This is a genomic window from Nostoc sp. UIC 10890 (assembly GCF_054786515.1).
On record NZ_JBSGKF010000001.1, the window covers coordinates 3,697,091 to 3,720,311 of the forward strand.

Annotated in this window: 18 protein-coding genes, 1 pseudogene and 1 CRISPR repeat array (1 of these 20 only partly in view); of the genes and pseudogenes, 7 read left to right on the forward strand and 12 right to left on the reverse strand. The window is 40.0% G+C overall.

What is annotated here, in order from left to right:
* Window positions 1-377: a CRISPR direct-repeat array (repeat unit 37 nt; unit sequence GTTTCAATCCCTAATAGGGATTTTGATGAATTGCAAT) (it extends 1,251 nt beyond the left edge of the window).
* Window positions 378-645: 268 nt separating this feature from the next.
* From cas2 to cas3, 10 genes and pseudogenes are all read right to left on the reverse strand, one after another.
* The gene (gene cas2, locus ACWATR_RS15065) at window positions 646-933 is read right to left on the reverse strand and encodes a CRISPR-associated endonuclease Cas2 (RefSeq protein ID WP_460333700.1); all 288 of its coding nucleotides are present in this window, start codon (window positions 931-933) and stop codon (window positions 646-648) included.
* Between the two features lie 39 nt (window positions 934-972).
* Window positions 973-1,977, reverse strand: coding sequence for a type I-D CRISPR-associated endonuclease Cas1d (gene cas1d, locus ACWATR_RS15070; RefSeq protein WP_460333703.1), 1,005 nt, complete (start codon window positions 1,975-1,977; stop codon window positions 973-975).
* Window positions 1,978-2,142: 165 nt separating this feature from the next.
* Window positions 2,143-2,736, reverse strand: a complete 594-nt coding sequence (gene cas4 / locus ACWATR_RS15075) for a CRISPR-associated protein Cas4 (protein ID WP_460333706.1) — start codon at window positions 2,734-2,736, stop codon at window positions 2,143-2,145.
* 31 nt (window positions 2,737-2,767) lie between these two features.
* The gene (gene cas6 / locus ACWATR_RS15080) at window positions 2,768-3,604 is read right to left on the reverse strand and encodes a CRISPR-associated endoribonuclease Cas6 (RefSeq protein WP_460333709.1); all 837 of its coding nucleotides are present in this window, start codon (window positions 3,602-3,604) and stop codon (window positions 2,768-2,770) included.
* Complete coding sequence (locus ACWATR_RS15085) at window positions 3,594-4,214, reverse strand: 2OG-Fe(II) oxygenase (RefSeq protein WP_460333712.1); 621 nt, start codon at window positions 4,212-4,214, stop codon at window positions 3,594-3,596. The genes cas6 and ACWATR_RS15085 overlap by 11 nt, the downstream gene beginning before the upstream one ends.
* A gap of 109 nt (window positions 4,215-4,323) precedes the next feature.
* The gene (gene cas5d, locus ACWATR_RS15090) at window positions 4,324-5,031 is read right to left on the reverse strand and encodes a type I-D CRISPR-associated protein Cas5/Csc1 (protein ID WP_460333715.1); all 708 of its coding nucleotides are present in this window, start codon (window positions 5,029-5,031) and stop codon (window positions 4,324-4,326) included.
* Window positions 5,032-5,036: 5 nt separating this feature from the next.
* Complete coding sequence (gene cas7d / locus ACWATR_RS15095) at window positions 5,037-6,071, reverse strand: type I-D CRISPR-associated protein Cas7/Csc2 (protein WP_460333718.1); 1,035 nt, start codon at window positions 6,069-6,071, stop codon at window positions 5,037-5,039.
* Between the two features lie 42 nt (window positions 6,072-6,113).
* Window positions 6,114-9,410, reverse strand: a complete 3,297-nt coding sequence (gene cas10d, locus ACWATR_RS15100) for a type I-D CRISPR-associated protein Cas10d/Csc3 (RefSeq protein ID WP_460333722.1) — start codon at window positions 9,408-9,410, stop codon at window positions 6,114-6,116.
* 2 nt (window positions 9,411-9,412) lie between these two features.
* Window positions 9,413-9,649: pseudogene (locus ACWATR_RS15105) on the reverse strand (DUF433 domain-containing protein).
* 33 nt (window positions 9,650-9,682) lie between these two features.
* Entirely contained in the window at window positions 9,683-11,821 is a 2,139-nt protein-coding gene (cas3, locus tag ACWATR_RS15110) for a type I-D CRISPR-associated helicase Cas3' (protein ID WP_460333725.1), read from the reverse strand.
* Between the two features lie 322 nt (window positions 11,822-12,143).
* Here cas3 and ACWATR_RS15115 point away from each other — a divergent pair, with 322 nt between their 5' ends.
* Entirely contained in the window at window positions 12,144-13,010 is an 867-nt protein-coding gene (locus ACWATR_RS15115; protein WP_460333727.1) for a WCX domain-containing protein, read from the forward strand.
* 392 nt (window positions 13,011-13,402) lie between these two features.
* Window positions 13,403-13,792 (forward strand): agenet domain-containing protein, encoded by a 390-nt coding sequence (locus ACWATR_RS15120; RefSeq protein ID WP_460333730.1) that lies wholly within the window; start codon window positions 13,403-13,405, stop codon window positions 13,790-13,792.
* A 501-nt stretch (window positions 13,793-14,293) separates the two neighbouring features.
* Here ACWATR_RS15120 and ACWATR_RS15125 read toward each other — a convergent pair.
* On the reverse strand, window positions 14,294-17,824 hold the full coding sequence (locus tag ACWATR_RS15125) for a WD40 domain-containing protein (RefSeq protein ID WP_460333733.1): 3,531 nt from the start codon (window positions 17,822-17,824) through the stop codon (window positions 14,294-14,296).
* Between the two features lie 195 nt (window positions 17,825-18,019).
* On the opposite strand from ACWATR_RS15125, the gene ACWATR_RS15130 reads away from it, so the two are divergent.
* From ACWATR_RS15130 to ureG, 5 genes are all read left to right on the forward strand, one after another.
* Entirely contained in the window at window positions 18,020-18,424 is a 405-nt protein-coding gene (locus ACWATR_RS15130) for a hypothetical protein (RefSeq protein WP_460333736.1), read from the forward strand.
* A 173-nt stretch (window positions 18,425-18,597) separates the two neighbouring features.
* The gene (locus ACWATR_RS15135) at window positions 18,598-18,978 is read left to right on the forward strand and encodes a DUF1304 domain-containing protein (RefSeq protein ID WP_460333739.1); all 381 of its coding nucleotides are present in this window, start codon (window positions 18,598-18,600) and stop codon (window positions 18,976-18,978) included.
* A gap of 165 nt (window positions 18,979-19,143) precedes the next feature.
* On the forward strand, window positions 19,144-19,590 hold the full coding sequence (gene ureE / locus ACWATR_RS15140; protein ID WP_460333742.1) for an urease accessory protein UreE: 447 nt from the start codon (window positions 19,144-19,146) through the stop codon (window positions 19,588-19,590).
* Window positions 19,565-20,257, forward strand: coding sequence for an urease accessory protein UreF (locus tag ACWATR_RS15145; protein ID WP_460333745.1), 693 nt, complete (start codon window positions 19,565-19,567; stop codon window positions 20,255-20,257). The genes ureE and ACWATR_RS15145 overlap by 26 nt, the downstream gene beginning before the upstream one ends.
* A gap of 59 nt (window positions 20,258-20,316) precedes the next feature.
* Window positions 20,317-20,913, forward strand: coding sequence for an urease accessory protein UreG (ureG, locus tag ACWATR_RS15150; protein WP_181932755.1), 597 nt, complete (start codon window positions 20,317-20,319; stop codon window positions 20,911-20,913).
* 325 nt (window positions 20,914-21,238) lie between these two features.
* Here the strand turns inward: ureG and ACWATR_RS15155 are convergent, their stop codons facing one another.
* Entirely contained in the window at window positions 21,239-23,104 is a 1,866-nt protein-coding gene (locus ACWATR_RS15155; protein ID WP_460333749.1) for an ABC transporter ATP-binding protein, read from the reverse strand.
* Window positions 23,105-23,221 lie beyond the last annotated feature (117 nt).

A 23,221-nucleotide genomic window follows, 5' to 3' on the forward strand; every position in this document is an offset into this window, starting at 1 on the left:
TTTTGATGAATTGCAATTTTCTGCATCGTCATCAGTTGCAGTTTTTGGTGCAGGTTTCAATCCCTAATAGGGATTTTGATGAATTGCAATGGGTGATTCGTAGGCATGGCATCAGGGATTAAGGTTTCAATCCCTAATAGGGATTTTGATGAATTGCAATGTGATACCGAGAAAGGAGGCGTTGATAAGATTCTGTTTCAATCCCTAATAGGGATTTTGATGAATTGCAATCTTCATTCGGCGTAATTCATGGAACGTCGCTTAATGTTTCAATCCCTAATAGGGATTTTGATGAATTGCAATGTGTGAGCGTTCTTCGTGGTTCTCAGGGTCTAGGAAAGTTTCAATCCCTAATAGGGATTTTGATGAATTGCAATGGCGGGAGCCTCAAACCCAAGCTGTATTTAGTTTTCAAGGTGCGGTTGCGCGATTCAAGGGCAATCATAGCATTAGAGAATTCGTTTGGAAAGAGCGTCAGGAAAATTTCAAGGCTGAAATCGTGTTTTGATAAGTATTTCAGAGATTGCGCGGATGACGAGTAGGAGAACAATGGGTTGAAAGCCTTACTGTAGTTGGAATAGAGGCACTTTTTTGGGGCTGTCGAATTTGTACACCTACCCCTCCGCGCATTTGAAATACAGAAATCTAGCTAGAAGTTGACTCAGCAAAGAAAATTGTTTCGTCCCGTGGCTGTTCTCCGCCAATACGCTCAACTTTTCGCTCACAACAGCCACAGAGAAAATAAAAGCGCACGCTGTCAGTGTCGGGTTTAATCAATTTGGCTAAACGCGATCGCAGTTTAGCATACTGAGTGGGAGTGATATCGCACTCAAACACACTCAGTTGCATCCATTGTCCATAAGACTTGAGAATCGAATGGATTTTAGTACGACGCTTATCTTCTGGAATGTCGTAGCTGACAACAATATACATGAAGGGATTGGGGAATGGGAAATGGGGAGAAATTACAAGTTATTTGAGAACTAGGGGAGGATATTTATCGATTTCGTTCATTAGGTATTTACTTAATAACCTCGCCTGAATTTCAAAGGATTCTTGGTAGGTGCATTTGGTTCCCATAACTGGATGTTTGAAACTCGATAGTTTCTTTTGTTGATAAGCGCGAAGAAATGTATGCAGTCCTTCTTTGGTTAAATTTACCGCACCACTGAGCGGTTCGGTGGTAAAGTCAGTTAGGGTTAGCGATCGCTTGTTTATCAGCGACAACACAACAGCATCCACTATTAAAGGACGAAATTCTTCCATTAAGTCTAAGGCTAGGGAAGGTCTACCATAACGTTCAACGTGTAAGTATCCTAGATAAGGATCGAAGCCGACAATATTTAAAGCACTTTGCACATCATGACGTAGTAATGAATACCCAAAACTCAGTAGGGCATTAACCGGATCGGTTGGTGGGCGGCGGCGTCTGGCTTCAAATTGAAATTCTGAGGTTTTGATTAGCTGTTGAAAACAACCAAAATAGGCTGCACTACCAGCACCTTCTAAGCCTCTGAGCGAATCAATACTGTTAGTTTTTTCGATTGGTGCGATCGCGTTTTCCAATCGAGTGATGTTATTATTCAGGTCAGTATCAGGATATTCTCGTTGAGTGCGAAGTAAGCTATGGCGGTAATTTTTTAATTTACCCCGCACAAATCCTCTAACTAAATGTATTGCTGGTTCTGATTCTCCTATAGCTTGCCATTGGGCTTTACGAACAAAGATATTTTTAGTAGCTTCTGGTTCTAAACGCCCTAAATATCGTCCGTTTTCGGTGAGAAATGTTAAACAAATATGACGATCTAAAAGTTCACTGACGACGGCGGGAGAAATAGTAGCCCGCCCTAGTACTACAATCCCTTCTAGTTTAATTAAAGGGATATCCATGATAGTTTTTTGTTCAGCTTTGACGGTGAGACGTTCGTCAACTTTGCCGATAAAAGCATCGGCTTGTGTTACGTAAAGTGTTCCCATTTTTGATTTTTCCTAATAATAATCTGGGTTTGAGGAAAGAGATTCGGGTATAATTAAATACGGTTAGCAAGGGTTGTTGGTGTAGATAATCGGTATTTCAAGACGCGATAAATCGCGTCTCTACATGATGGGTTTGGGATTATCTGAACTGTATTGGGGTATGATTTAATTTACTTCTTGATAACTTTTGACTTTATCTGTTGCTTTGGGTAAACATTGCGAATAAAGACTGCATCCTTGGCAGCGTTTGCTGTAAACTGGTTTTGGCATTGCTCCTGTTTCTAGTAGATTTGTGACAGATTCAATAGTAGCGATCGCACTTTGCCGTAACTCTGCATTAATCTCTACTAATTGCCGTTGATGGGAGTGGGCATAATAGATATATCCAGTAGTAACAGGTTGTCCTGTCATCTCTTCTAAACATAAGGCTTGGGCACAAACTTGCAACTCATCGTTATCCCATTCGCCTTTGCGTCCCCGTTTGTATTCTACTGGATAAACTTGACCTGATTCGGCTTCAATTAAATCAGATTTGCCGATGAGTTTGTATTGCTCAGACTTCAGCCAAATTGCCCGAACTTGCCAAGTCTCTCCTCGCTGTACATCGCTTGTCGTGTGGACGCGATCGTGTAAAGTTGTACCTTCAATTGTGTATTGATTATCGGTAAATTCCCCTGCACAAAACATCCGCCAACAGCGATGCGGACAATAGGCATATTGATTCAATGCCGCAATTGAAATATATTCGGTTTGGTTCATAACTTCGATGGTTTTTAAATGATTATTAGAATTATGGAGAATATAGCCGCCGTGTCATTCCCATTCCCATAGTTGTTTTACGACCAATTCCTGCATACAAAGCAAAGTCAGCTAAAGCATTAATTTGCTTAATTTGGATGGGTTCAATTTCTCCCAAAATCTTGTAGTTAACTTCGCCAAGAATGCCAATAAATTTGCTGCGAGAATCAGCTACTATTTCTGTGTGAATATTGACAAAAGAAGGAAATATTGACTCAATTGCAATCTGATTCAATTCTATGCCACTGTATTTATTCCACCGCGAAAGTAGGGAATTAAAGACAGATTCTCTGGTAGGAAGGGTAGTATCATACTGTCCTTGACGGAAGGCGGTAGGCGTTGAGAAGCTAAGGTTGATGGAAGAATGGCGATCGCTAGCTTCTTCATATAATTGAGCATAAGTACTGGCATTCGCCCAAGGTTGAATAGATTGGGGTGTACCTTGAATGCTGATAATATACAAGTCAGCCGGGCCAAGATGCCAAGGGCGATTGGGATTAAGATTTAGCCAAAGTTGGGTAAGTTTGCCAAATAGAGTGTCATCTAATAAAGAGATACGCCACCAACAAGGAGTTCCGGCGGGAATGGGTTGTTGATGTAAATATTGCAATTTAGATCCCCCCTTACCCCCCTTCAAAAGGGGGGTATTAATTTGTAAAGGAGAGAGGGTGAAAGCTTTATCTGCGGTGGAATCGTGCAAGCGATCGCCTAATGTGCTATCTACAGAACTAACGAGGGTTAAAAATAGGGCGTGGAGATGTCTACCTGTAAGATACTGTGGTGGAATGGGCGATTGAGGTAGCAAATTCAACACTAAACTATGAGGCATACTTTCTCTTTTTGGTTGTAGACTGAGTGCTTCTTGACTCTACAGTAAACTCAGGGATTTCCTGGAGTTCAGCATCACTCAAACTATACTGTTCACAAACGAGACTTAGGCGATTTCCTGGGGTTTTAACAGCGTTAACCGAATGGGTTAAATCACCTTGAAAATAAACTAAAGTATTGAATTGGGGCTTAATTTGCCCAAGTTGGCGTTTGTGCGATCGTAATACCAGTTCTCCCCCTTCCATATCCGCAGGTACGCGCACATAAAGCACACTGACAACCGCAGGTGGTTCAATGGTTTTGGAGTAGGAACGTAAGGAGCGATCGATATGCGGATCGACGCGAGAGCCTTCTTTGAGTTGTAAAGGATTGAGGTAAAAAGCATTACAACTCGGCTGGAGAGCCAAATCGAGGTAAGGTTTGAAGTAGGGAAACTGCTGTTCTACTTTTGGTAATCCAGAACGCTGAAATACTACAGAAAATCCTTTAGTGGCGACAAAATCACGGTTGAGGTTGTTGATAGCAAAGTAAGGACAAGCTTGGATTTCTCCCCACAAGTTGTTTAGGTAATCGCTGGGGAAGGCGTTAATTTGTTGTTGATAGTGTTTCACTGGTGGGGAGCGTACAGAACTAACAGGGGCTAAAAATTGTAGCGTAATTTGTGAATGGATGCTAGAACCTGCGAAAAAGAAAAAACGTGGTAAAGGTTTTAGGAAGTGATTAACTCCGAAAACGATATTCCATCCGAACTGGAATTTTTAAGCTTTGAATGCCATCAAATTGATAGTGTTGACCTCGCATTTGGACATTCTGAATTAAGCTAACTGGAGGCATATTCACAACATCATAGCTAATCACTTGATTAGTGAACATCACATCTAAAGGATTTAATGGATATGTACAAGTGAATATACCCTCAGCAATTTTAGGTTTCGGTAATTGTTCAACCGTTACTTCAGCCTTGCTCATCCATTTACCCAAGCGAATCCACTTTGGTAGTTTGAGTTCTTTTTGAGATATGATAAAAAACTCAAATTTGCTTTCTGCTGCTATTTCTTTCGCTCTCCCAAAACTAGGAATATTTTTCTGTGTTTTCTCCATTTCAACGTGGTAGTTGTTGTTAGCATACTTCCAGGTGTTGAGGATGGACGAATGATTGAGCGATCGCGCCGGAGTTACGTAAATTCCTTGTTGATTGAGTGGCGTTAAATGCTCCTCATATTTTGGCACTTGTTCGGGGCAAAAGTAACGATAAGAATGTTCTTCAGCAACGGTAGTAGAGTAGATTTGGCTATCAACTAAACCCAGTGCATAACAGAGAGCGTAATTGTGAATTATTGGCTCTGTTTCATACAATCGCCCGATTTCACGAGTTGCGTAATAGAGGCTGTCATGAAGTTCTATTTGACAGCGATAAATAATTGCCATCTTGCTTACTCCGTGACAGCAGCAGCTTTCTTATTAACCTTGGTATCTTTCTTAGCGTCTTTCTTCCCTAATTTAAGAACCCATGTTTGAGCATAAACAGATGATTCAGCATTTGCTTGACTCAACATTTCTTGCAATCGAGTTTCATCACTGGTGATAGACTTCACTTCAGTCAAAAGTTGTGTGAAGAATTCACCAACAAAATCAGTATGAGAAATACACTCTTGAGACATTAGAGCAGTAATTGCTTGTGTAGCCGCTTCTAAAACCTCGTCTTCATTGAGCGGATCAGGAGAATTAATTTGCTTTGGAGTTGCATTACTCATTACGTCATATATCTTTTGAGTCCAAAGAAGATTACTAGCAATCTCACCATCAGCGAAAATGACTCCAACTAACTCATTACGCACTCTACCAGTGCGGGTAGTTTGCGCTCCATAATGGCGTGTCCTGAGAATATTATTGAAAACGTAGAGAAATCCAGCTTCAGTAGGATCTTTCAAGGTGACAATGCTGGGGAAAAAGACTTGAGGTAAGATATGGTCTTGACTATTAATGCGGCTGGTTACTTCCCCTTGACGGCTCATCGTCCCATTTTCAAAAGGTGCATTGAGGGTAAAGTTTAGGTGAGAATCATCAAAGGGTGTAATAGAGTATGCTGTGTCTACAACTACTTTCGACTTTTCAGAACCGGAATCACCAATAGCAAAACCATAGAGAATACAATCAGGAGTAGTTTTGCTAAAATCTACGTTGTAGTCGCATTTTTCCCAGTCACCAATTTTGTAGTTACGTAATAATTCTCTACCTGTTAAGCGTTCTGGTGTAGACTGCTTGCGCTTAAACATTGCCAAGCGACTAATAGGTTCTTTATTTTCAATTCCAGCACGTACTCTTGCTTTATTAAGTTCACCATCTGTCTGGAATAAAGGATAAGATTCTGTAACCCGGATAGTAATGAAATGAGCATATTTTCCCATTGGTTTAGCAGGGATTACATCGTGGAAAAATTTAGAATCGAGTGTTTTCAAGAATTTCATGGTTTGATTGCTCCTATTTGATTAATTGAAAAAAAGAAGAAATTAGACTGAAGCCTCAAGTTCTAATTCAGGAATATCATCAGGTTCCTCTTGTGGACGTGCTTTCCGTTCTTCATCATCTGCTAGGCGATAAAGGTATTCACAAGTATCTCGAATTAAATTGAGTTGAGTACCTGCTAAACGTGCGCGATCACTTTTAAAGCTTCCTTCAAATATTTCTTTTACAAAATACTTAGAAAACTCATAAACTGCTTGACGTTCTTCTTCGGAAGTTAAGGCAGGTTTCCACTTACCATCAATTAAAGTTAATGTTGGTTTTCCTTCAGCCGCTCTCCGTCGCACATTATTCATCAGCTTGGCTAGACGAGCCGCTACCACATCTATTAATGATTCAGTATCACTAGCCATAGATTTATCAATTTTCAAAATTACATCAGCAGCCTCATCAATTGGTTTGAGAATTGCATTAGCTTTGGCATATTGACTTTTAGAACGATAAAAACGGCGGTAGAGTTCTGTTAACTTACGCAGTTGATTCACAGCTTTTCCTTTTGGCTCAAAATAGTGATAAAAATCCAAGTATAGGCGAACTTTAGCAAGAGGTACAGAATCAATTTTGTCTTGCTTTCGCAACCATTTATTAAGGTATTGAAAGACATAAAGAGGACTGGTTTCTAAATCTCGTGCTAAATCTGCTAATTTTCCCCAGTCTGGATCGCCATCTTTTTTACGGTTAACTTCCAAGTGAATAGAGTAAGCAGCAGTGAGAGCATTGAGGGGAGAAAATTCACGCTTTTCTGAAATTCTAGGTAGAATGCTATCTAAACAATAGTTATCTTTTTGAATTAAAGAACGAATCGCTTGATGTTCTCCATCAATTAAAACTGTTTGTTCAAAATCAGCACCACTAATGAAAGGTGGTACAGGTGACTCTGATGCAACAACTTTTACATCGAGAACAAGCGGTAACGCAAATGCTAACCAAGCTGGCATTATCCACGATTCTGTATCTGTTGGTTCTCTTCCTGGCGGTAAACCAATGAAGAAGAAAGTTAATGTTTCATCATCGGGATAGCTAATTTTAAATGTCTTATCATCTTCTGGTGGAATATCCTGCTTAATCAACAAATCATCGACTTGTTGATAGTTGTCAATTGTTAAATTTGCAACTTGTTCTTTGGAAACAAAATGTTTGCGAAGTTCAGCATCAAATCGAGTTTGAGATATGGCGTTATAAGCTTTTTGCAAAAACTTATTTGTTTCTGGAGTAAAGAAATAAGCAGGATAGAGATAAAGATAGCGATATTTACGACCTTCAAAGTCTGCACCAGTCGCATTAGTCTTACTCATCAAAATTTGCCTCAACATGATTTCAATTGACCAGATTGAGCAAATTTGCCGCTTTGCAGCTTGAGCATTAAATAAAATTTGGCGATTGCTGTAAACTTGTGGTGCAAATAACGTTGCTGACTCCATTTGCTCCGTTACAGTGTAGGGAGAACTAGATATAGCACAAACATTTTCTCTACCTCTTCCTGTAACTTTTGCAGCGTTATACCTACTTATCTCTATTAAAAATTGGTCTGGCTTAGGTTCAACAACTGCACCTGTTGGTAAAGAAATAACTCGACTTACATAAGTGCGTAAATCACTCCACCCGTCAGGAATTGCAAAATCTTCTAAAATAGGTTCAATGAGCTTGGAAGTATAATTAACCATACCTTCCATCAACTCAATATTTTGCGCTAAATCTTTACCTAGATTTTTCTGGTAATATTTAGCCGATAAATAATACCAATCTAAAGGAACTCCTCCTGTTTTCTTGAGAGATTGAATTTGTCTTAAAGCTGGTATTTCCTCTAGCAAACCCAAGTATTCAGCTAGTTTTTCAGTCAGATTTAAATCAGGAATATTTTTACGTTCAGCTTTAGGAAATTGTTTTTGGTATTCATTAGCGCGTTCTTGCCATTTACCCCAAATACCTCGACATATAATATCTCCAAATTCAGCTAATCTATCAATCTGAATTTCATTACCAAATACAACATCTATATTTTGTGGTAATTCTCCTTGTGTTTGAAAAGTTTGTAAACTTTCACTCCGCTTACCAGATGAGGCTAATTTAGTATCAGGCAGTATACTGATAGCTGCATTAATGCTGACTTCCATTAACTCATTAGCGCGGAAAAATAACCAGTAGTAATCAGCGAACTTGAAACCTTTACCATCTCGACTAAAACCTGTTTGTCGTTTTGTTAACTGCTTACTGCATAATGTTTTAATTTTATCTACAACTTGATTGGGAATATCAGCAGTATGAATTGCAGGTGCATCTTTACTGGCAAGGTATACTACACCATCTGGCAAATACAATAACTGTGTGTAGTATTGCTTAGGATGTACATCCATCAAGGCATTATTAATAATATTCGTCAGAACACCACGATTGTCTGATAATGCATGATAGCTAAATGTTAACTGACCATTACTTAAGTCGTTTAATAACTCAGGTAATTTTTCATTTCTGCCATCACTTTCAACATCACGAGGATGCTTTAATAGTGAAGCAAATAAATCAGACATTTTTAACAATCTGTGCAAAATATTCCGCACTCGACCATCTAAATTAGGACGCAATCCACGAATTTCTAAACCTCGATCAGCATCACTTCCATCACCAGCATTACTACTCAGCCACACAATATCATCGATACAATTTTCCCAATCTTCACCCAAAAAACTATCTAAACTAAAATCCTGAATTTTTTGTTTTACATACCCGCGTCTTAAATTTGGTGCATCTGATTTTTTTGCAGGGTCTTTACGCCAATCACGATTTTTAAATACATCATCTGTGTTATTTTCTTTCAACCAAATTGGATAGTCGGGGAATTTTTCAAAGTCATGTAGAATATACGCAGCTACAAATAAACGAGTTTCCTTTTCTTCACATTGACGCTTAACAGGATTAGTTTCCAGTTCTGATGACTTTAATTTCTGAATAATCCGGTAGGTAGGGAACAGGCCATTAAGCAGATGAGATAATAAAGATTGGTCATGTTTACTACGTTCAACATTTTTACCTTCGGATCTACGGTCTTCTGTGAATTGACCTCCCTTAGCTGTTGCTCCCACTAATTGATGAATTAGTTTAGGTAATACATTCTCAGAAAAACTAATAATTATGGAATCTTCCTTATTCTCAGGTACTTCTTTAATTGCTTTTTTAAAGAGGCTAATAGTTAAAAGTTCGCGCTTAATAGGAATATCTTTTTCGTCTTCCTCATAGTTATCTAGGTCTGGAATTTCAGGATATTCATCAACGTTACTCATACTCATTTCTATTCTCCATATTCACTATATAAATCTTTAATTGTCTTAGCAGCAAATGCAATACACGCTAAAATATCTTCTCGTTCTATACCTATATACGCCTCTAAAATGCTCTCAATACTTTATCCACCAGCTAATAAATCTAAAATTAAAGAAACCCAAATACGATGTCCGCGAATGCAGGGTTTACCAAAACAGATGTTTGGATCAATCGAAATTCGAGAAAGCAAATCATCTTCAAGCATTAGTATTCCCAAAATTTGATGTTATATAACTTTCTAACAAATCCAGCCATCATCCTTTTTCGGCTTCCGAAACCAAAGTAAGGTTTCCAGCATTAGTGCAGATTTACCAAATGCTATAGTGTACGGTGGTGACTTCTTATCGTCGCTACTATATTTATCTGCTAAGGAGTATGCTTGAAAGTGGATAGGTAAACCTAACTTTGCTCTGAGGTAAGTGCGATCGCAATCTGAAAGAAAGCATACTAAACCCCTACCCGATACAGCATCACTTATTTTATTAATTCCGCTACCGTGGGGTTGGCGAATTTCTAAACCTTTTAGAACCTGTACTTTACCAGATTTGGCAATTTCGCTGATATCTTCTGGATAGTAAAACTTCCAGTCTTCTCTTACTTCTCGGTAGCCAGTCAGTTTCAAACAGCATAAAGCTTCTTGAAAACGAGTGGTTGTAACTTTAGATTTTTCAGCTTGTTGTATAAATTCCTTTCTATCCATCCATTCAAACTTAAAGTTGCTGAGAATACCCGGTAAGTTATAATTTTTAAAACGTTCATTTTCTGGTTCTTGTGGATTTGTTGAATCATAAATTGCACAATATAACTGACTACTTCCCCGAAAACTTCGTGCTTCATCAATGATTTTTTTGTTAATTTTATTTTCTTGTAAACATTGATTAATTTGTCCATATTTTGTCCAAATATTTACATCAAGTGCTTTTTCAATAGTCTCTTTAAAGTTTTTCTCTGCATCAGGATATTGATGAGTCAGCCGTCTTAATTCTTGATGAACACAAGCTGATTGAATAGCACCCCAGCGTTTAGGGTATTGCTTAAATTCATTTACAAATGGGTAACTTGAACGAATAACTTGTGTAAAGCTTACTCGGTCGTAAGTTTTGCTATCTTGCAAACAGTCTGAATCAGGTTTGAATAATGTTTGAACAATAAATTTGGGAATCAAAGCATAAGCATGATAAGGATGAGGGTGAAAATCTTTGTGTCTGCCTATCCGGCCAAAGCGTTGAATAAAATTACCTGCATCAGCACCTTCAAATACCAAAAAATTAATTCTAAAATCTACACCTACATCAATAGTTGATGTTCCTATAAGTAAATCCGCTTTTGCAACTGATTCAGCTTTTTCTGTCTCACCAGTTAAACCCGTATTTTCTCTAACCTCTAAATCTAAAGGTTTAAAAATATTTTTAAAATGCTTAACTAGTTTCTTAACCGCAGCAATCGAGTTGAGAATAATTGCGCCTTTACTGCCTGGATAATCTTGAAAAAACTTTAAAATTACTGATTCGGAATTTTCTATTATCCAATCATAACTAGATGAGAAATTAGGTTCTAGTGTTTGCGGAAAAAATAAGGTTATTGGTTGACTAATCTGCCGCCATTGAGTGCCATTCTCTGAAAAACAATATTTTTCTTTTTTGGCTGGATTAATTTCTTTATAATTAATGCCAGATTTATCACAAAAATCTAGCAATAAATCATCTGGTGTTGCCGATAAAAACAAAAATTTCTTGCCTGGAACGGTATGCTTAATTAACAATATTGCATTGAAGATACTTGCAACTTGAGCCGAGGAAAATACATGAAACTCGTCAAATATAAACAAATTGTAGTTATCATCTATTTTACTGAATAGCTTATTGGCGTTTTCTCCCTTGGTTTTTCCATCTTTTTTAAAACGCCTAAGATAGCGAAAATCATGAATATAGTAAAAAATATCGGGATTAGTCAGCAAAATTTCTGCTTGGTTGGAAAGATTAGTTAATCCAGACTGTTTAGTTGGTAATTTATTTGTTTCGATAAAATCTTCCAGAATAGCTGCATTCAGACGATAAATCTGTGGGTTTTTCTTTGGTTGAAATTCGTCCTTATATTTTTGTACTTGCTTTTCCTGATCTCTCGCTAACTCGTTAGTCGGGTAAGTTGCCATTGTGGATACACCATCTGTCATAGCCAGAAGAAAAGCAGCCAAGCTTTTACCATCCCCAGTTATGGCAGTGTTGAACACTATATCAATATTTGGATCGCGCAACGCCTCCGAAGTTTCCACTTGATGCCAAGAAAGCGACCAATCTTTAGGTAATTTCACCCCGTCAGGTGTAGGGACGGTTTGAGAATAAACAGGTTTGAGATTTATGCTGTAATTTTCGGACATATCCTTTAAAATTCCCTACAAATGCTTGGTTTATCGTAATTTTTATGCAAAAAGAATGACAGACTTAGTAAATCTAATCAATTTCTGCCACCAATGGTGGCAGTTTTTATATATGTGCTAAGAAATACCACTCATAAATTTCTGCAACCATTGATTGCAGTTTTTCAGATGGGTATAAAACATCTTCAGGCTATTTCTCGCACCAATGGTGCGAGTTTTTCAATTTACTTAAAAACTGTCCGTAACTCGTTGTTATTCCCTATAATGCCATGCAAAATAGAAGTTGCCAAGATATATCCGTATAAAAGTGTCCGTATAAAATATGAGTCGAAAAGGTCAATCTATTACACTGTCGATATCAGAACATGATAAAGCCGAGCTTGAAGCGATCGCCTTAGAATTCGGTATAATGTGGGGCGAGCGCCCAAATATCTCTAAACTGATAGAAGCGATCGCTCAACGTCAGTTACTCATTGGTAACAATAACGATTGGAAAGAACCACGCATCAGGGCATTACATAGATGTATCAATGCTTTGACAGACATCGGGCAAATTGAACAAGCCCAAATCATTGCAAACTTACTTCTGGAACGCAGCGAATTATCATTACCGTTGCGGGGCGAAATCGAACGTTTCTTAGAGAATTTACCCCCACCTTGGCGCTTAGAAATAGACCGCTACATCTTACGCGAACAGCCTTTTCAGCTTTCTTATCAAGATGCAGCAGAGCGTGTGTTTAATTTTACCGTTCGCCACGCCAAAGTTACACCCCACGAAAAGCGGGTATATCTTGATTGCTGGTGCGAAGAGACAGAAGGAAACTTTGATATACCAGAACTGGTTCACAACTGGAGTTTACGATTAGACAGGATTACAGAAGCTGCTATTATGCCAATTTCTGGTGAGTGGCGATCAAATTTGGCTGAGATTGAAGTGGAAATGCATCTATTTGCTGGTTTGGCTTTTGCCTATCAAGCTAAACCAGAAGACAATATTAATGAGTGGATACCAGATAAAGCGCGAGTCAGGCGAGTTGTCAGGCGAGTATCTAGTACATTTTGGTTTAGTCGCGAAGTCATGCAGTATGCGCCAGATTGTGTAGTGATATTACCAGAGAATGTGCGCGATCGCCTCAAACAAAAACTCCTCACCCTCTGCAATTTATACGATATCGAAACTAGGAGTTAAGTGTTGTGAGGTAAGCCGAAAAGCCTGCTCTATTAATTATTTAGTTCACTCTCCGGGTTTGAAATAATCAAAAAGGCGATCGCCTGAATCTGTGCGAATCAATGCTACAACAAACAAACCCAAAGAAAAGTGTTTTTCTGAACCATAGCATTATAGAACCCTAGCTTCTTGAAGAAGTTAGGGTTCTAAGAATTTCAAGTAAGTAAAATCGATAGCTACTGCTAATTTTAGATGCAATATCTTCACAAATGGCGGTGAAAATTCATAATTTTTGCTGAGGCGATCGCTAAACAAATCCTACGAAAATAGTAACAGTTAGTTGCAAATTTTGAAGTAGATTTTCATCAATCATCATCAAAATTTGGTTTTACTGTTTGAGGATAGAAATAATCATGAAAAACAAAGTATTGTTTGGCGCCATATTCATGGCAACTTGGGTAGGAACATTAATTCCTAGCGCTTTTGCTGCTTCACCTTGTTCTGTAGGACAAAAGGCTGAGGTTCTTTGGAAGGAAGCATGGTATCCGGCAACGGTACTTAAGGTTAATAATGATAATTGCTATATTACATACGAAGGTTACGATAGCTCCTGGAATGAATGGGTTGGCACTGGACGCTTTCGGGCATCATTTGAAGCTGGAGATGCAGTGAGAATTTTGTGGAAGGGAAAATGGTATCAAGGGCAGGTTTTAGAAGTTAGTAACGATCTTTATAAAATTACTTATGATGGCTACGATAGCTCTTGGGATGAGTGGGTTGAACCTTCTAGGGTAAGCAGATAAAGAATATCTCACTTTGATAAGTTTAAAGGGACGATTTCACCTGTTGGAGTCGTCCCTTTAAATTTATAAAAGGGCGGTTAGAAACCGCAGCTACAAGAGGCTTTACCCATCTCCGTGGGTTTCAATTTCTTAACCTGCGGGTGACGCTCCTTCTCTGCGAGACGCTACGCGAACGTCGCTAACGCTGAAAGCGTTCTCGTAAGAGTAGCCGCGAATTCCATTGCCTTGGCTCTAAGTTGAGTATTTGGTCTTTGAATCGTATTGAAGTTGGCTTGACAAACTACTAAGTAGGGCTTGCTGAAAAAGTCTGATGGCTGGGGTAGGCAATAGGGAATAGGCAACAGGCAATAGTTTCATCCTGATTTTTGGTGTTTTTTTGTGACCTAATCCATGAGAAATGCAAGATTTTTCAGCCTGATACCCCAATTTACTTGCACCTGTTTCTACAAAAATAGCCCCAAAGCATTGAGAAATCAACGTTTTATCATTATTCAGCAGACCCTAAGTAGCAGCACCTAAAGCCTGCAAAGTTGCCAATTGAGCTTCTGTTAACCCTTGAATTTGTTCAAGCTTCATACCTTCGTAGGGACGAGGCGCTCTCCAAGTTTGCTCACATTTACCAGTTTGTAAATCCCAGACTTTGAGAGTTTCGTCTAAGCTACCACTGAAAGCAGTCAGTCTAGCAGAAGTTGCATCTTCAATTGGGACAGAAGCTACCACCAGACTATAAATAAGCTCTGAGTGACCCACCAAAGTTTTATCGCATTCTCCTGTAGAAATATCCCAGAGTTTCAGATTGCGATCTAAACTACCACTAACAATAAACTGAGCATCTGGACTAAACTGCGCCACCATAACGGGGCCTTCATGTCCTGTAAAAGTTTGGAAACATTCTCCTGTGGAAACTAACCAAAGTTTGAGGGTTTGGTCAAAACTCGTACTTAGTAACCACTTTCCGTTAGGGCTAAAGGTAACTGACCACACGCTGTTGGTGTGTCCTGTTAAAGTTTGCCAGCATTCTCCAGTTTTAACGTCCCACAGCTTAATCATCCCGTCAAACTCACTACTTGCTAGCAGTTCACCATCTGGACTAAAGACGACTGAAACAACTGAACTAGTATGTCCTTTGAAAGTTTTCAAGCATTCACCTGTGCTAATATCCCAAAGTTTCACGGTTTGGTCATAGTTGCTACTGGCTAACTGTTTGCCATCTGGACTATAAACAACTGTCCAAACCCAACTAGTATGGCCGTGTAATGTTTGTAGACAGGTTCCTAACTTCCAGTCCCATAATTTGATGCTATGGTCTGCACTACCACTGGCGAGTAAAGGATGCTGGCTATTAGGTTGAAACGCCACCGACCATACGCGGTTGGTATGTTCCCGTAATGTTTGCACTAGGATACCGTTTTTGATATCCCATAACTTAATTGTTTGGTCTTCGTGTCCACTTGCCAGATAGTCGCAATCTGGAGTTAGAGCCAGGGATAATACACTATTGGTATGTCCTTTGAATGTTTTTGTGCAGCGTCCTATTTGAATATTCCATAGTTTGGTGGCGTGGTCATCGCCACCACTGACCAATTGTTGCTCATTGGGATGATAAGCAACCGTCCAAACTCGGCTAGTATGACCGAGAAAAGTTTTCAGACAATTTCCGGTGACGACATCCCATAATTTTACAGTGCGGTCAAAACTGCTGCTAGCCAACTGTTGACCCTTTCGACTAAACGCGATCGCTGTTACTGTCTGTCGATGTCCGCGTAAGGTTTGAAGACATTCCTGGGTTTGAAGATCCCAAAGTTTGATGGTGTTATCATAGCTGCTGCTTGCGAGTAACTGACCATCTGGGCTAAATGCTAGCGATCGCACCCAGCGATCGTGTGCTTGCCAAATACCAAGGTTCGTACCAGTAGTTATATCCCACAAGCGAATTGTACAATCTTCTCCACAACTGGCAAGAATTTGACCATCAGGGTGAAAAGCGATCGCCCACACTCGACTTTCATGACCAACTAAAGTCTGAACTTCTCCCTTAAGCTTTTCTGATCCAACCTGCCACAAACGAATAGTTAAATCTTGACCGCAACTCGCAAGGATATTACCATCAGGACTAAAAGCAACGGCATTAACTGAATATGTATGTCCTTTGTATGTGTGCAGACATTGCCCAGTTTCCACATCCCATAACTTCACTAAATAATCATCAGCAGCGCTAGCCAGATACCGCCCGTCTGGACTAAAAGTTACAGCCCATGTCCAATGTTGGTGTCCCCGACAACGAATTAGTTGTTTGCCAGTGCCACTATCCCAAATTTGAATTTCACCTTTGGTATCACCGGTAGCTAAATACTCTCCATCTGGACTAAAAGCAGCACTGAGTACACCACCAAAAGTTTCGGCGAAGACGGTTTCGCTAATATTAACGCCAGTAAAATTAGTGTTGTGCAATGTAGCATTGGCTAAGTAAGCTTGGCGAATAGCCAGATAAGAAAAGTCAAAGCCACTCAGATCGGTTTGCAAGTGAGAAAATAGATTCAGTAGATTCCCCCCTGCATAGCCTGTTTGCACTGCTGCTTGGTATCGCAATTTAGCTAAAATTTGGCAAAGGTGTTCCTCAAGTTGGGCTTGTGTGTGGAAGTGGGTTAAAAGTCGCTCCACTAAGGGATGCAAAAGAAATTGAATTTGTGCTTCGCGCACGTAGTCTTGAGTTTGGGCCTTAATTAAGGCATGAGTTCTGAATAAGTTGAGTTCGCCTGTAGTAAGTTCCCACTCAATAGTTTGGATAAATTGTTCTGTAACATATTCCATGATTACGGGTTGTTGCGTTAACCCTGTGGTTCTTGTTTCCACGAGAGAGCGTCCCTTGAGTGATTCCAAGGCTTCCAAGAGTTCTCGCCAAGAGACTTGCGGCAATATTTCGGTTTGTAACTTCGCTGGCGTTACTCCTTCTCGGTTAATCGCTAGCCAGTACATAATCTGTTGTTGCAGAGGCGGTAAACGCTCAAACTGTTGCTTGAGTAAGTCCCATAAATCGCTAAAAAGGGTATTACCTTGTGCCAAGAATGCTTGTGTATCACCACAAAATATATCTTGAATAGCGGTTGCGGCAATTTTGAGGGCGAGTGGATTACCACCAAAGTAATTGACCAAGTTTTGATGTTGAGGTGCTTTATCTAACCCTTTAGCGATCAGTATTTGCTCACCTTCTATTACTGATAGTCCCGACAAACAGAGCGATCGCACTGGTAAGTTTTCTCCCGATCTCACTGCAATTTTACCCGGTTTTTCTCGTCCAGTGACAATCAGACAACTTTGGTGGAGTTCATCGCAGATCCGCCCAAATAGTTGTTCGTATGCTTCAAACCCTTGTTGGTAATCTCCCCCTCGGTTTCCACTTTGTAAAATTGACTCGACGTTATCAAGAACTAACAAACAACGCTTTTGCTGCAATTGTTTCATCAAAAGATTAATTGAACTATCGATTGTTGCCTCTGAACCCATTAAAATCGGCAAAATCTCGCCCAGTAAAGTATTTAGTGGCAATGCTTGCTGTAAACTACGCCAAATCACATATTCAAACTGGGACTGAATTTGCTCGGCAAGTTTCACCGAGAGAGTAGTTTTGCCAATTCCACCGAGTCCAAAAATCCCGACAAAACGACAATGCTCCTTGCCAATCCATGTTGATAAAGTTTGCAGTTCTGTTTGGCGACCGTAAAATCGGGAAACATCAACGGCTTCTCCCCAATCTTGTGTACTGGTTTGGGATTGCTGATAGCGATGCAGAATAGTTTTGATATTTTTTTTGGAGACTTCTTCGCCAATGACTTGGGAAAGCGATCGCCACAATTGCGAACCTACCTGTTTAACATAGTCACAATCATAACCTAGTTTATCCGCAATCTCCGCATAAGTGCGTCCAACCCAACTTTCGAGAAAGACTACAGACTGAATATCATTTAGTCCTTGCTCCAAGACCGTAGAGCGTAAAACAGCATCGACTAGTTTGAGTGCCTCTTCCCCTGTCATCGCTCAACCAGATCCACGTATCGTTTAAGTATTTAACTTGTCTGGTCTTGCTGGGAAGATTATGGCAAAGTTTACAATTGTTTACATAAACTAGCACACTTTTTCTTACTGACAGAGCGATCTAGTTCGGGGTATCAATAGAGTCTCAACCCATCGAATTAAGCAAAGTATTTTCATATATAGGAGAAGGCTGAAGTGCAAGATTTTCAAGATCAAAGAAAAAAATTACAGGATGACATTAAGAAACTAACTCACCATACTAGCAGACTCAGACGAATCAATGGAAGTTGGGATGCAAGTTTAACAATTACCACTATCATTCTCACTTTAATGATTACTATTTTGGCTTCTTTAAACCAAATAGATGAGCAAAATAAAAAAGTTGCCACTAGTGTTTTAGGGGCAGTAATCATAACTATTCAAGCCATTGGTAATGCCTTTCCAGTCAAACAAAAAGCTGGGAGTTATCGCCTACTACAAGCCCAAGCTAGTAATTTACTGATAGATGCTCAATATGTAGAAAATATGGAAGAATTAAAAAATCTCTCATCTCAGTATAGTCATCTGAATATTGAATCTGCAAAAGTTGAAATTCAATAATTATAGGACTTATGCAAAATACGTCGTAAGTAGTGGTAATTCATGAATTACCACTACGGAATAATAAGCTTTTCAATTATTTTTGCGTAAGTCCTAAATTATATTTTCAAGATAACGAGGTTTGATTTACTAGTATAGTCTGTTAAAAATTAAATTCTAGGAGACCAGTAACCGTGGAAGTATTTGTCAAGGTACTCATAGGCATTATTGCATTCATACATATCCTTTTTCTAGTTGTGCAGATGTTTTTCTGGAAGACAAAGTTTGTTCAGGAAAGAATAGTCGGAGATTTCACTCCAGAGCAAATTTCTACAATTCTTGCTCAAAATCAAGGCTTATACAACGGATTTATTGCTGCTGGCTTAATCTGGGGATTATTTATCTCACAAAAGGTTCCACAAGTTGAGCCTTCATCGATTGTGATTTTCTTTTTAATTTGTGTAGCGATCGCAGGCATTTTTGGTAGCATTACCTTGAAACGTCCAACAGCATTTTTAATCCAATCACTACCCGCAATATTGGCTTTATTCTTGCTGTGGTATCCTAATCTTTAGTAGTATCGTGAATTGTCCAGCGTACTCCCTCAATGGCTTGGTTCATGATTGTCCCCGTTTGGCTTGCTGCCTTCTTTATTTAATTTTATCTTTCCTTTGGACAAGGCAGTTATGGTATTTAAATTAGAACCATAATGAAAAACAAAAGTTCAAGCGAAACTCTGTATGCTGACATTTACCGAACTTAAACCACCTAATAGCGATGCTGCGGTTACTTTTACTCTGGCGCTGACAGCAGAAGAACGGACTCGCAGTCGTCATCGCTTTGAAACTGAAGATGGTAAAGTTGTGTTTTTACATTTACCCAGAGGAACTGTTTTACACGATGGCGATATTCTGCAAGAAGAAACTCATAGCAGTTTAATCAGAATTACTGCCAAACCAGAACTAGTGCTGACTGCCTTTGCCCAAACACCACTTTTATTATTACGGGCGGCATACCATCTAGGAAATCGTCATGTACCTGTAGAAATTACTCCAACTTATTTACGCTTGTCTTCAGACTCGGTTTTACGCACGATGTTGGAACAATTAGGGTTAGAAGTTAAAGAGGAAATTCTACCATTTCAGCCCGAATTAGGAGCTTATGGACAACACCATCATGCTCACTGATAGTCATCTTTTGAGTATTTTACAACTGGCTAGCCCCGCTTTGCCTGTGGGAGCATATAGTTATTCTGAAGGCTTGGAAACGTTAGTAGAAAATGGTATTATCACCAACCCCTTACATCTCAAACTTTGGTTAAAAGCGGAGTTACTCTGCGGAGCAATTCGGTTAGAGGCGGCGGTGATGGTACGATCGCAGCAAGCTGCAAAAATAGGTGATGTAGAGTCGCTATGCCGTTGGAATCTGTGGTTATCCGCCGCTAGGGAAACAGAAGAATTACGCGCCTCTAGTTGGCAGATGGGGCGATCGCTCATCCAATTACTTGGTAAACTAGAACCTCAGATTATACCTATTGCTAATGCTGTGGGTAATCCTTGCAATTATGCGATCGCTTTTGGTATTGCCGTTGCCCATTGGCAAATCAGCATCCAAGCCGCATTACTCGCATATCTGCATAGTTGGGCAAGTAATTTGATCACTGCTGGCGTGAAACTTATTCCCCTTGGACAAACAGCAGGACAGCAGTTATTGCTAGATTTGCAACCATTATTCAGTGCTGCGGCGTTGGAAATTCTCACGTTGGAGGACGATCAACTCGCCTGTTGTAGTTGGGGTTTGTCGCTGGCAAGTATGCAACACGAAACGCAGTATACAAGGTTGTTTAGGAGTTAGTCAAAATAATTCGTAATTCGTAATTCGTAATTTGTAATTATTACAAAGGACAAATAAGAATGAATACATTTAGAGTGGGAGTTGCTGGCCCGGTGGGTTCGGGGAAGACGGCTTTGGTGGATGCTTTGTGTAAGGGATTGCGTGAGCAGTATCAGATTGCGGTGGTGACGAATGATATTTATACTCAGGAGGATGCTCAGTTTTTAGTGCGTTCTCAGGCATTGGCTAGCGATCGCATTTTGGGTGTAGAGACTGGCGGTTGTCCTCATACTGCTATCCGCGAAGATGCTTCGATGAATTTGGCAGCAATTGAACAGTTAGAGGAACGTTTTCTCGATTTAGATTTGGTATTTTTGGAAAGTGGTGGCGATAATTTAGCTGCTACCTTTAGTCCAGAATTAGTGGATTTAACGATTTACGTCATCGATGTTGCAGCAGGTGATAAAATTCCCCGCAAGGGTGGCCCCGGTATTACTAAATCTGATTTGTTGGTGATTAACAAAATTGACCTAGCACCTTATGTTGGTGCAGATTTAAGTGTGATGGAACGAGATGCTAAAAAAATGCGCGGTGATAAACCTTTTATTTTTACTAATTTAAAAACTCAGTCTGGACTTGCAGATGTAATTAACTTTGTTTGTACAAATATTTGTTAAAAAAGAATTCAGAAGTCAGAATTCAGAATTCAGGAGTCAGAATCAAGACAACTAAATCTGCATATTTTAACGTGAGTTCGATGAACCTCTCCCTCCCAGCCTCCCTCTCCGAAACGGAAAGGGAGGAGCAACGAAAAATTCAGCTTTTTGCTCCCCTCTCCGTGTCGGAGAGGGGTTGGGGGAGAGGTCAAATAAGACTTGTCGAACTCACGTTATTTTAGTGGGGATGCAAAAACGCCGTTTATTAGGACGCTAGCGGACTTGCTATCCACCCCTCGTACAGAATTCATGCTGACTCCTGATTCCTGACTCCTGAATTCTATTTCTACAAAGCCTTCAAATGACGACTTCGCACCCGTTCAGCACTACCAGTAGGAATCGCAGCAATTAATTTTTGCGTGTACTCCTCTTTGGGTTCCAGGTAGATGCTTTCGGCTGTGCCTTCTTCAACAATTTGACCGCGATTCATGACTAAAATGCGATCGCTCATAAATTTAACCACACTTAAATCGTGAGAAATAAAAATATAAGTAAGCTGAAAATCTGACTGTAATTCTTTGAGGAGATTTAATACCTGCGCCTGTACCGAAACATCCAGCGCTGAAACTGATTCATCGCAGATGATAAATTTAGGATTTAATGCCAAAGAACGGGCTATGCAAATCCGTTGGCGTTGACCGCCAGAAAACTGATGAGGATAGCGGTTAATTGCATCTGCACTCAACCCTACCCTTTCTAAAAGTTCAGCTACCCGTTGGCGTCGTTGTTGCTTTGTCTTCCCAACGCCGTGAATTAACAACGGTTCCATCACCGCGTCCCCAACCTTCATCCGGGGATCGAGGGAACTGAAAGGATTTTGGAAAACTATTTGCATTTCTCGCCGCAGTTTTTGCAACGGTTCTCCTTTGAGGGTAGTAATATCTTGTTTCTCAAAGATAATCTGACCACTCATTGGTTCAATTAATCGCAGCAAGGTTCTACCAAGGGTGGTTTTACCGCAACCAGATTCTCCCACCAAACCTACTGTTTCCCCTGGTTTGACATCAAAGGAAACGCCATTCACTGCCATGTTGTAGCGTTTTGTCCCACCAAACACCCCGCGCACTGGAAAACCAACTTTCAGGTTGCGGATTTGCAATAGGGGTTCCTTTTCATTGAAGTTTGCTAATCTTGCAGCAATCTCTTCAGTGGTGACTTCTGTAGGTTGTGCGGGTTCTTTCGCCTGAATTACTATTTGTCCCGTCGGTGTCTCTTCTGCACTCATGTAGTCAGAAACGGTGAGTAATTTTTGGGGACGGCGGTTAAGTGTGGGGCGACAAGCTATCAAACCTTTAGTATATGGATGCTGGGGATTGCTGAAAATTTGCCCAGAAGTACCAGATTCGACAACTTTGCCTTTATACATCACCGCTACTTCGTCAGCAATTTCTGAAATTAGCCCCAAGTCGTGAGTGATGAAAATCATTGCCATGTCACGGGTTTGCTGCAATTCTCGCATTAACTCCAAAATAGTTGCTTGCACCGTCACATCTAAAGCTGTGGTTGGTTCATCAGCAATTAAGATTAATGGGTTGCAAGAAATTGCCATTGCAATCATCACCCGTTGCAACTGACCCCCAGAAAGTTCATGGGGGTAGCGTTCTAACATGGCTTCTTTGTGTTCTTTAACCAACTGTGCCAACTTTGATGGTTCTAGTTTCGATGAAGTTTCGGTATACTGCTGTTGGATCTCCTCATCGCTAGGTAGAAGTTTTACCTCTTGTAAACCTGCGATCGCAATTTGTCGGGCTTGGGCGGCTGACACATTTTGATGCCGCATAATCGCTTCTGTTAGCTGAAACCCAATGTTATAAACAGGATTGAGCGAACTCATCGGTTCTTGAAAAATCATGGCGATGTCGCCACCCCGGTGTAACTGCATTTGCTCAGGAGGCAATGTTACCAAATCTATAGGGTTGGCGTTTTCTTGAGGACGAAACCAAATTTCACCGCCAGTAACTATACCGGGAGTCTGTAACAAACCCATCACAGCTAGGGCTGTCACTGATTTACCACTCCCAGATTCTCCTACTATTCCTAGAGTTTGACCTCGATGCAACCCAAAAGAAATACCATCCAAAGCTCTGACAGTATTGCCATCACTGGGAAATTCAACTTGGAGATTGCGAACCTCTAGGACAGTTTCTCTCATAGGAGTTAGGTATGAATATTAACTTAAAATTATTTGGATTTTAACAATAGTTTTGATGTATATGTCGGTAAATTTGGTTTTTACACTTTCTGGCAGTCTTTCACTGCTTAGAACTCA

Coding starts and splice junctions, on each gene's coding strand:
- ACWATR_RS15115 (WP_460333727.1), top strand. CDS start 12,144: ATGAGTCGAAAAGGTCAATCTATTACACTGTCGATATCAGAACATGAT.
- cas5d (WP_460333715.1), bottom strand. CDS start 5,031: ATGGCAATTATTTATCGCTGTCAAATAGAACTTCATGACAGCCTCTAT.
- ACWATR_RS15120 (WP_460333730.1), top strand. CDS start 13,403: ATGAAAAACAAAGTATTGTTTGGCGCCATATTCATGGCAACTTGGGTA.
- cas6 (WP_460333709.1), bottom strand. CDS start 3,604: ATGCCTCATAGTTTAGTGTTGAATTTGCTACCTCAATCGCCCATTCCA.
- ureE (WP_460333742.1), top strand. CDS start 19,144: ATGCTGACATTTACCGAACTTAAACCACCTAATAGCGATGCTGCGGTT.
- ureG (WP_181932755.1), top strand. CDS start 20,317: ATGAATACATTTAGAGTGGGAGTTGCTGGCCCGGTGGGTTCGGGGAAG.
- ACWATR_RS15125 (WP_460333733.1), bottom strand. CDS start 17,824: ATGACAGGGGAAGAGGCACTCAAACTAGTCGATGCTGTTTTACGCTCT.
- cas7d (WP_460333718.1), bottom strand. CDS start 6,071: ATGAAATTCTTGAAAACACTCGATTCTAAATTTTTCCACGATGTAATC.
- ACWATR_RS15145 (WP_460333745.1), top strand. CDS start 19,565: ATGGACAACACCATCATGCTCACTGATAGTCATCTTTTGAGTATTTTA.
- cas3 (WP_460333725.1), bottom strand. CDS start 11,821: ATGTCCGAAAATTACAGCATAAATCTCAAACCTGTTTATTCTCAAACC.
- cas10d (WP_460333722.1), bottom strand. CDS start 9,410: ATGAGTATGAGTAACGTTGATGAATATCCTGAAATTCCAGACCTAGAT.
- cas4 (WP_460333706.1), bottom strand. CDS start 2,736: ATGAACCAAACCGAATATATTTCAATTGCGGCATTGAATCAATATGCC.
- cas2 (WP_460333700.1), bottom strand. CDS start 933: ATGTATATTGTTGTCAGCTACGACATTCCAGAAGATAAGCGTCGTACT.
- ACWATR_RS15155 (WP_460333749.1), bottom strand. CDS start 23,104: ATGAGAGAAACTGTCCTAGAGGTTCGCAATCTCCAAGTTGAATTTCCC.
- cas1d (WP_460333703.1), bottom strand. CDS start 1,977: ATGGGAACACTTTACGTAACACAAGCCGATGCTTTTATCGGCAAAGTT.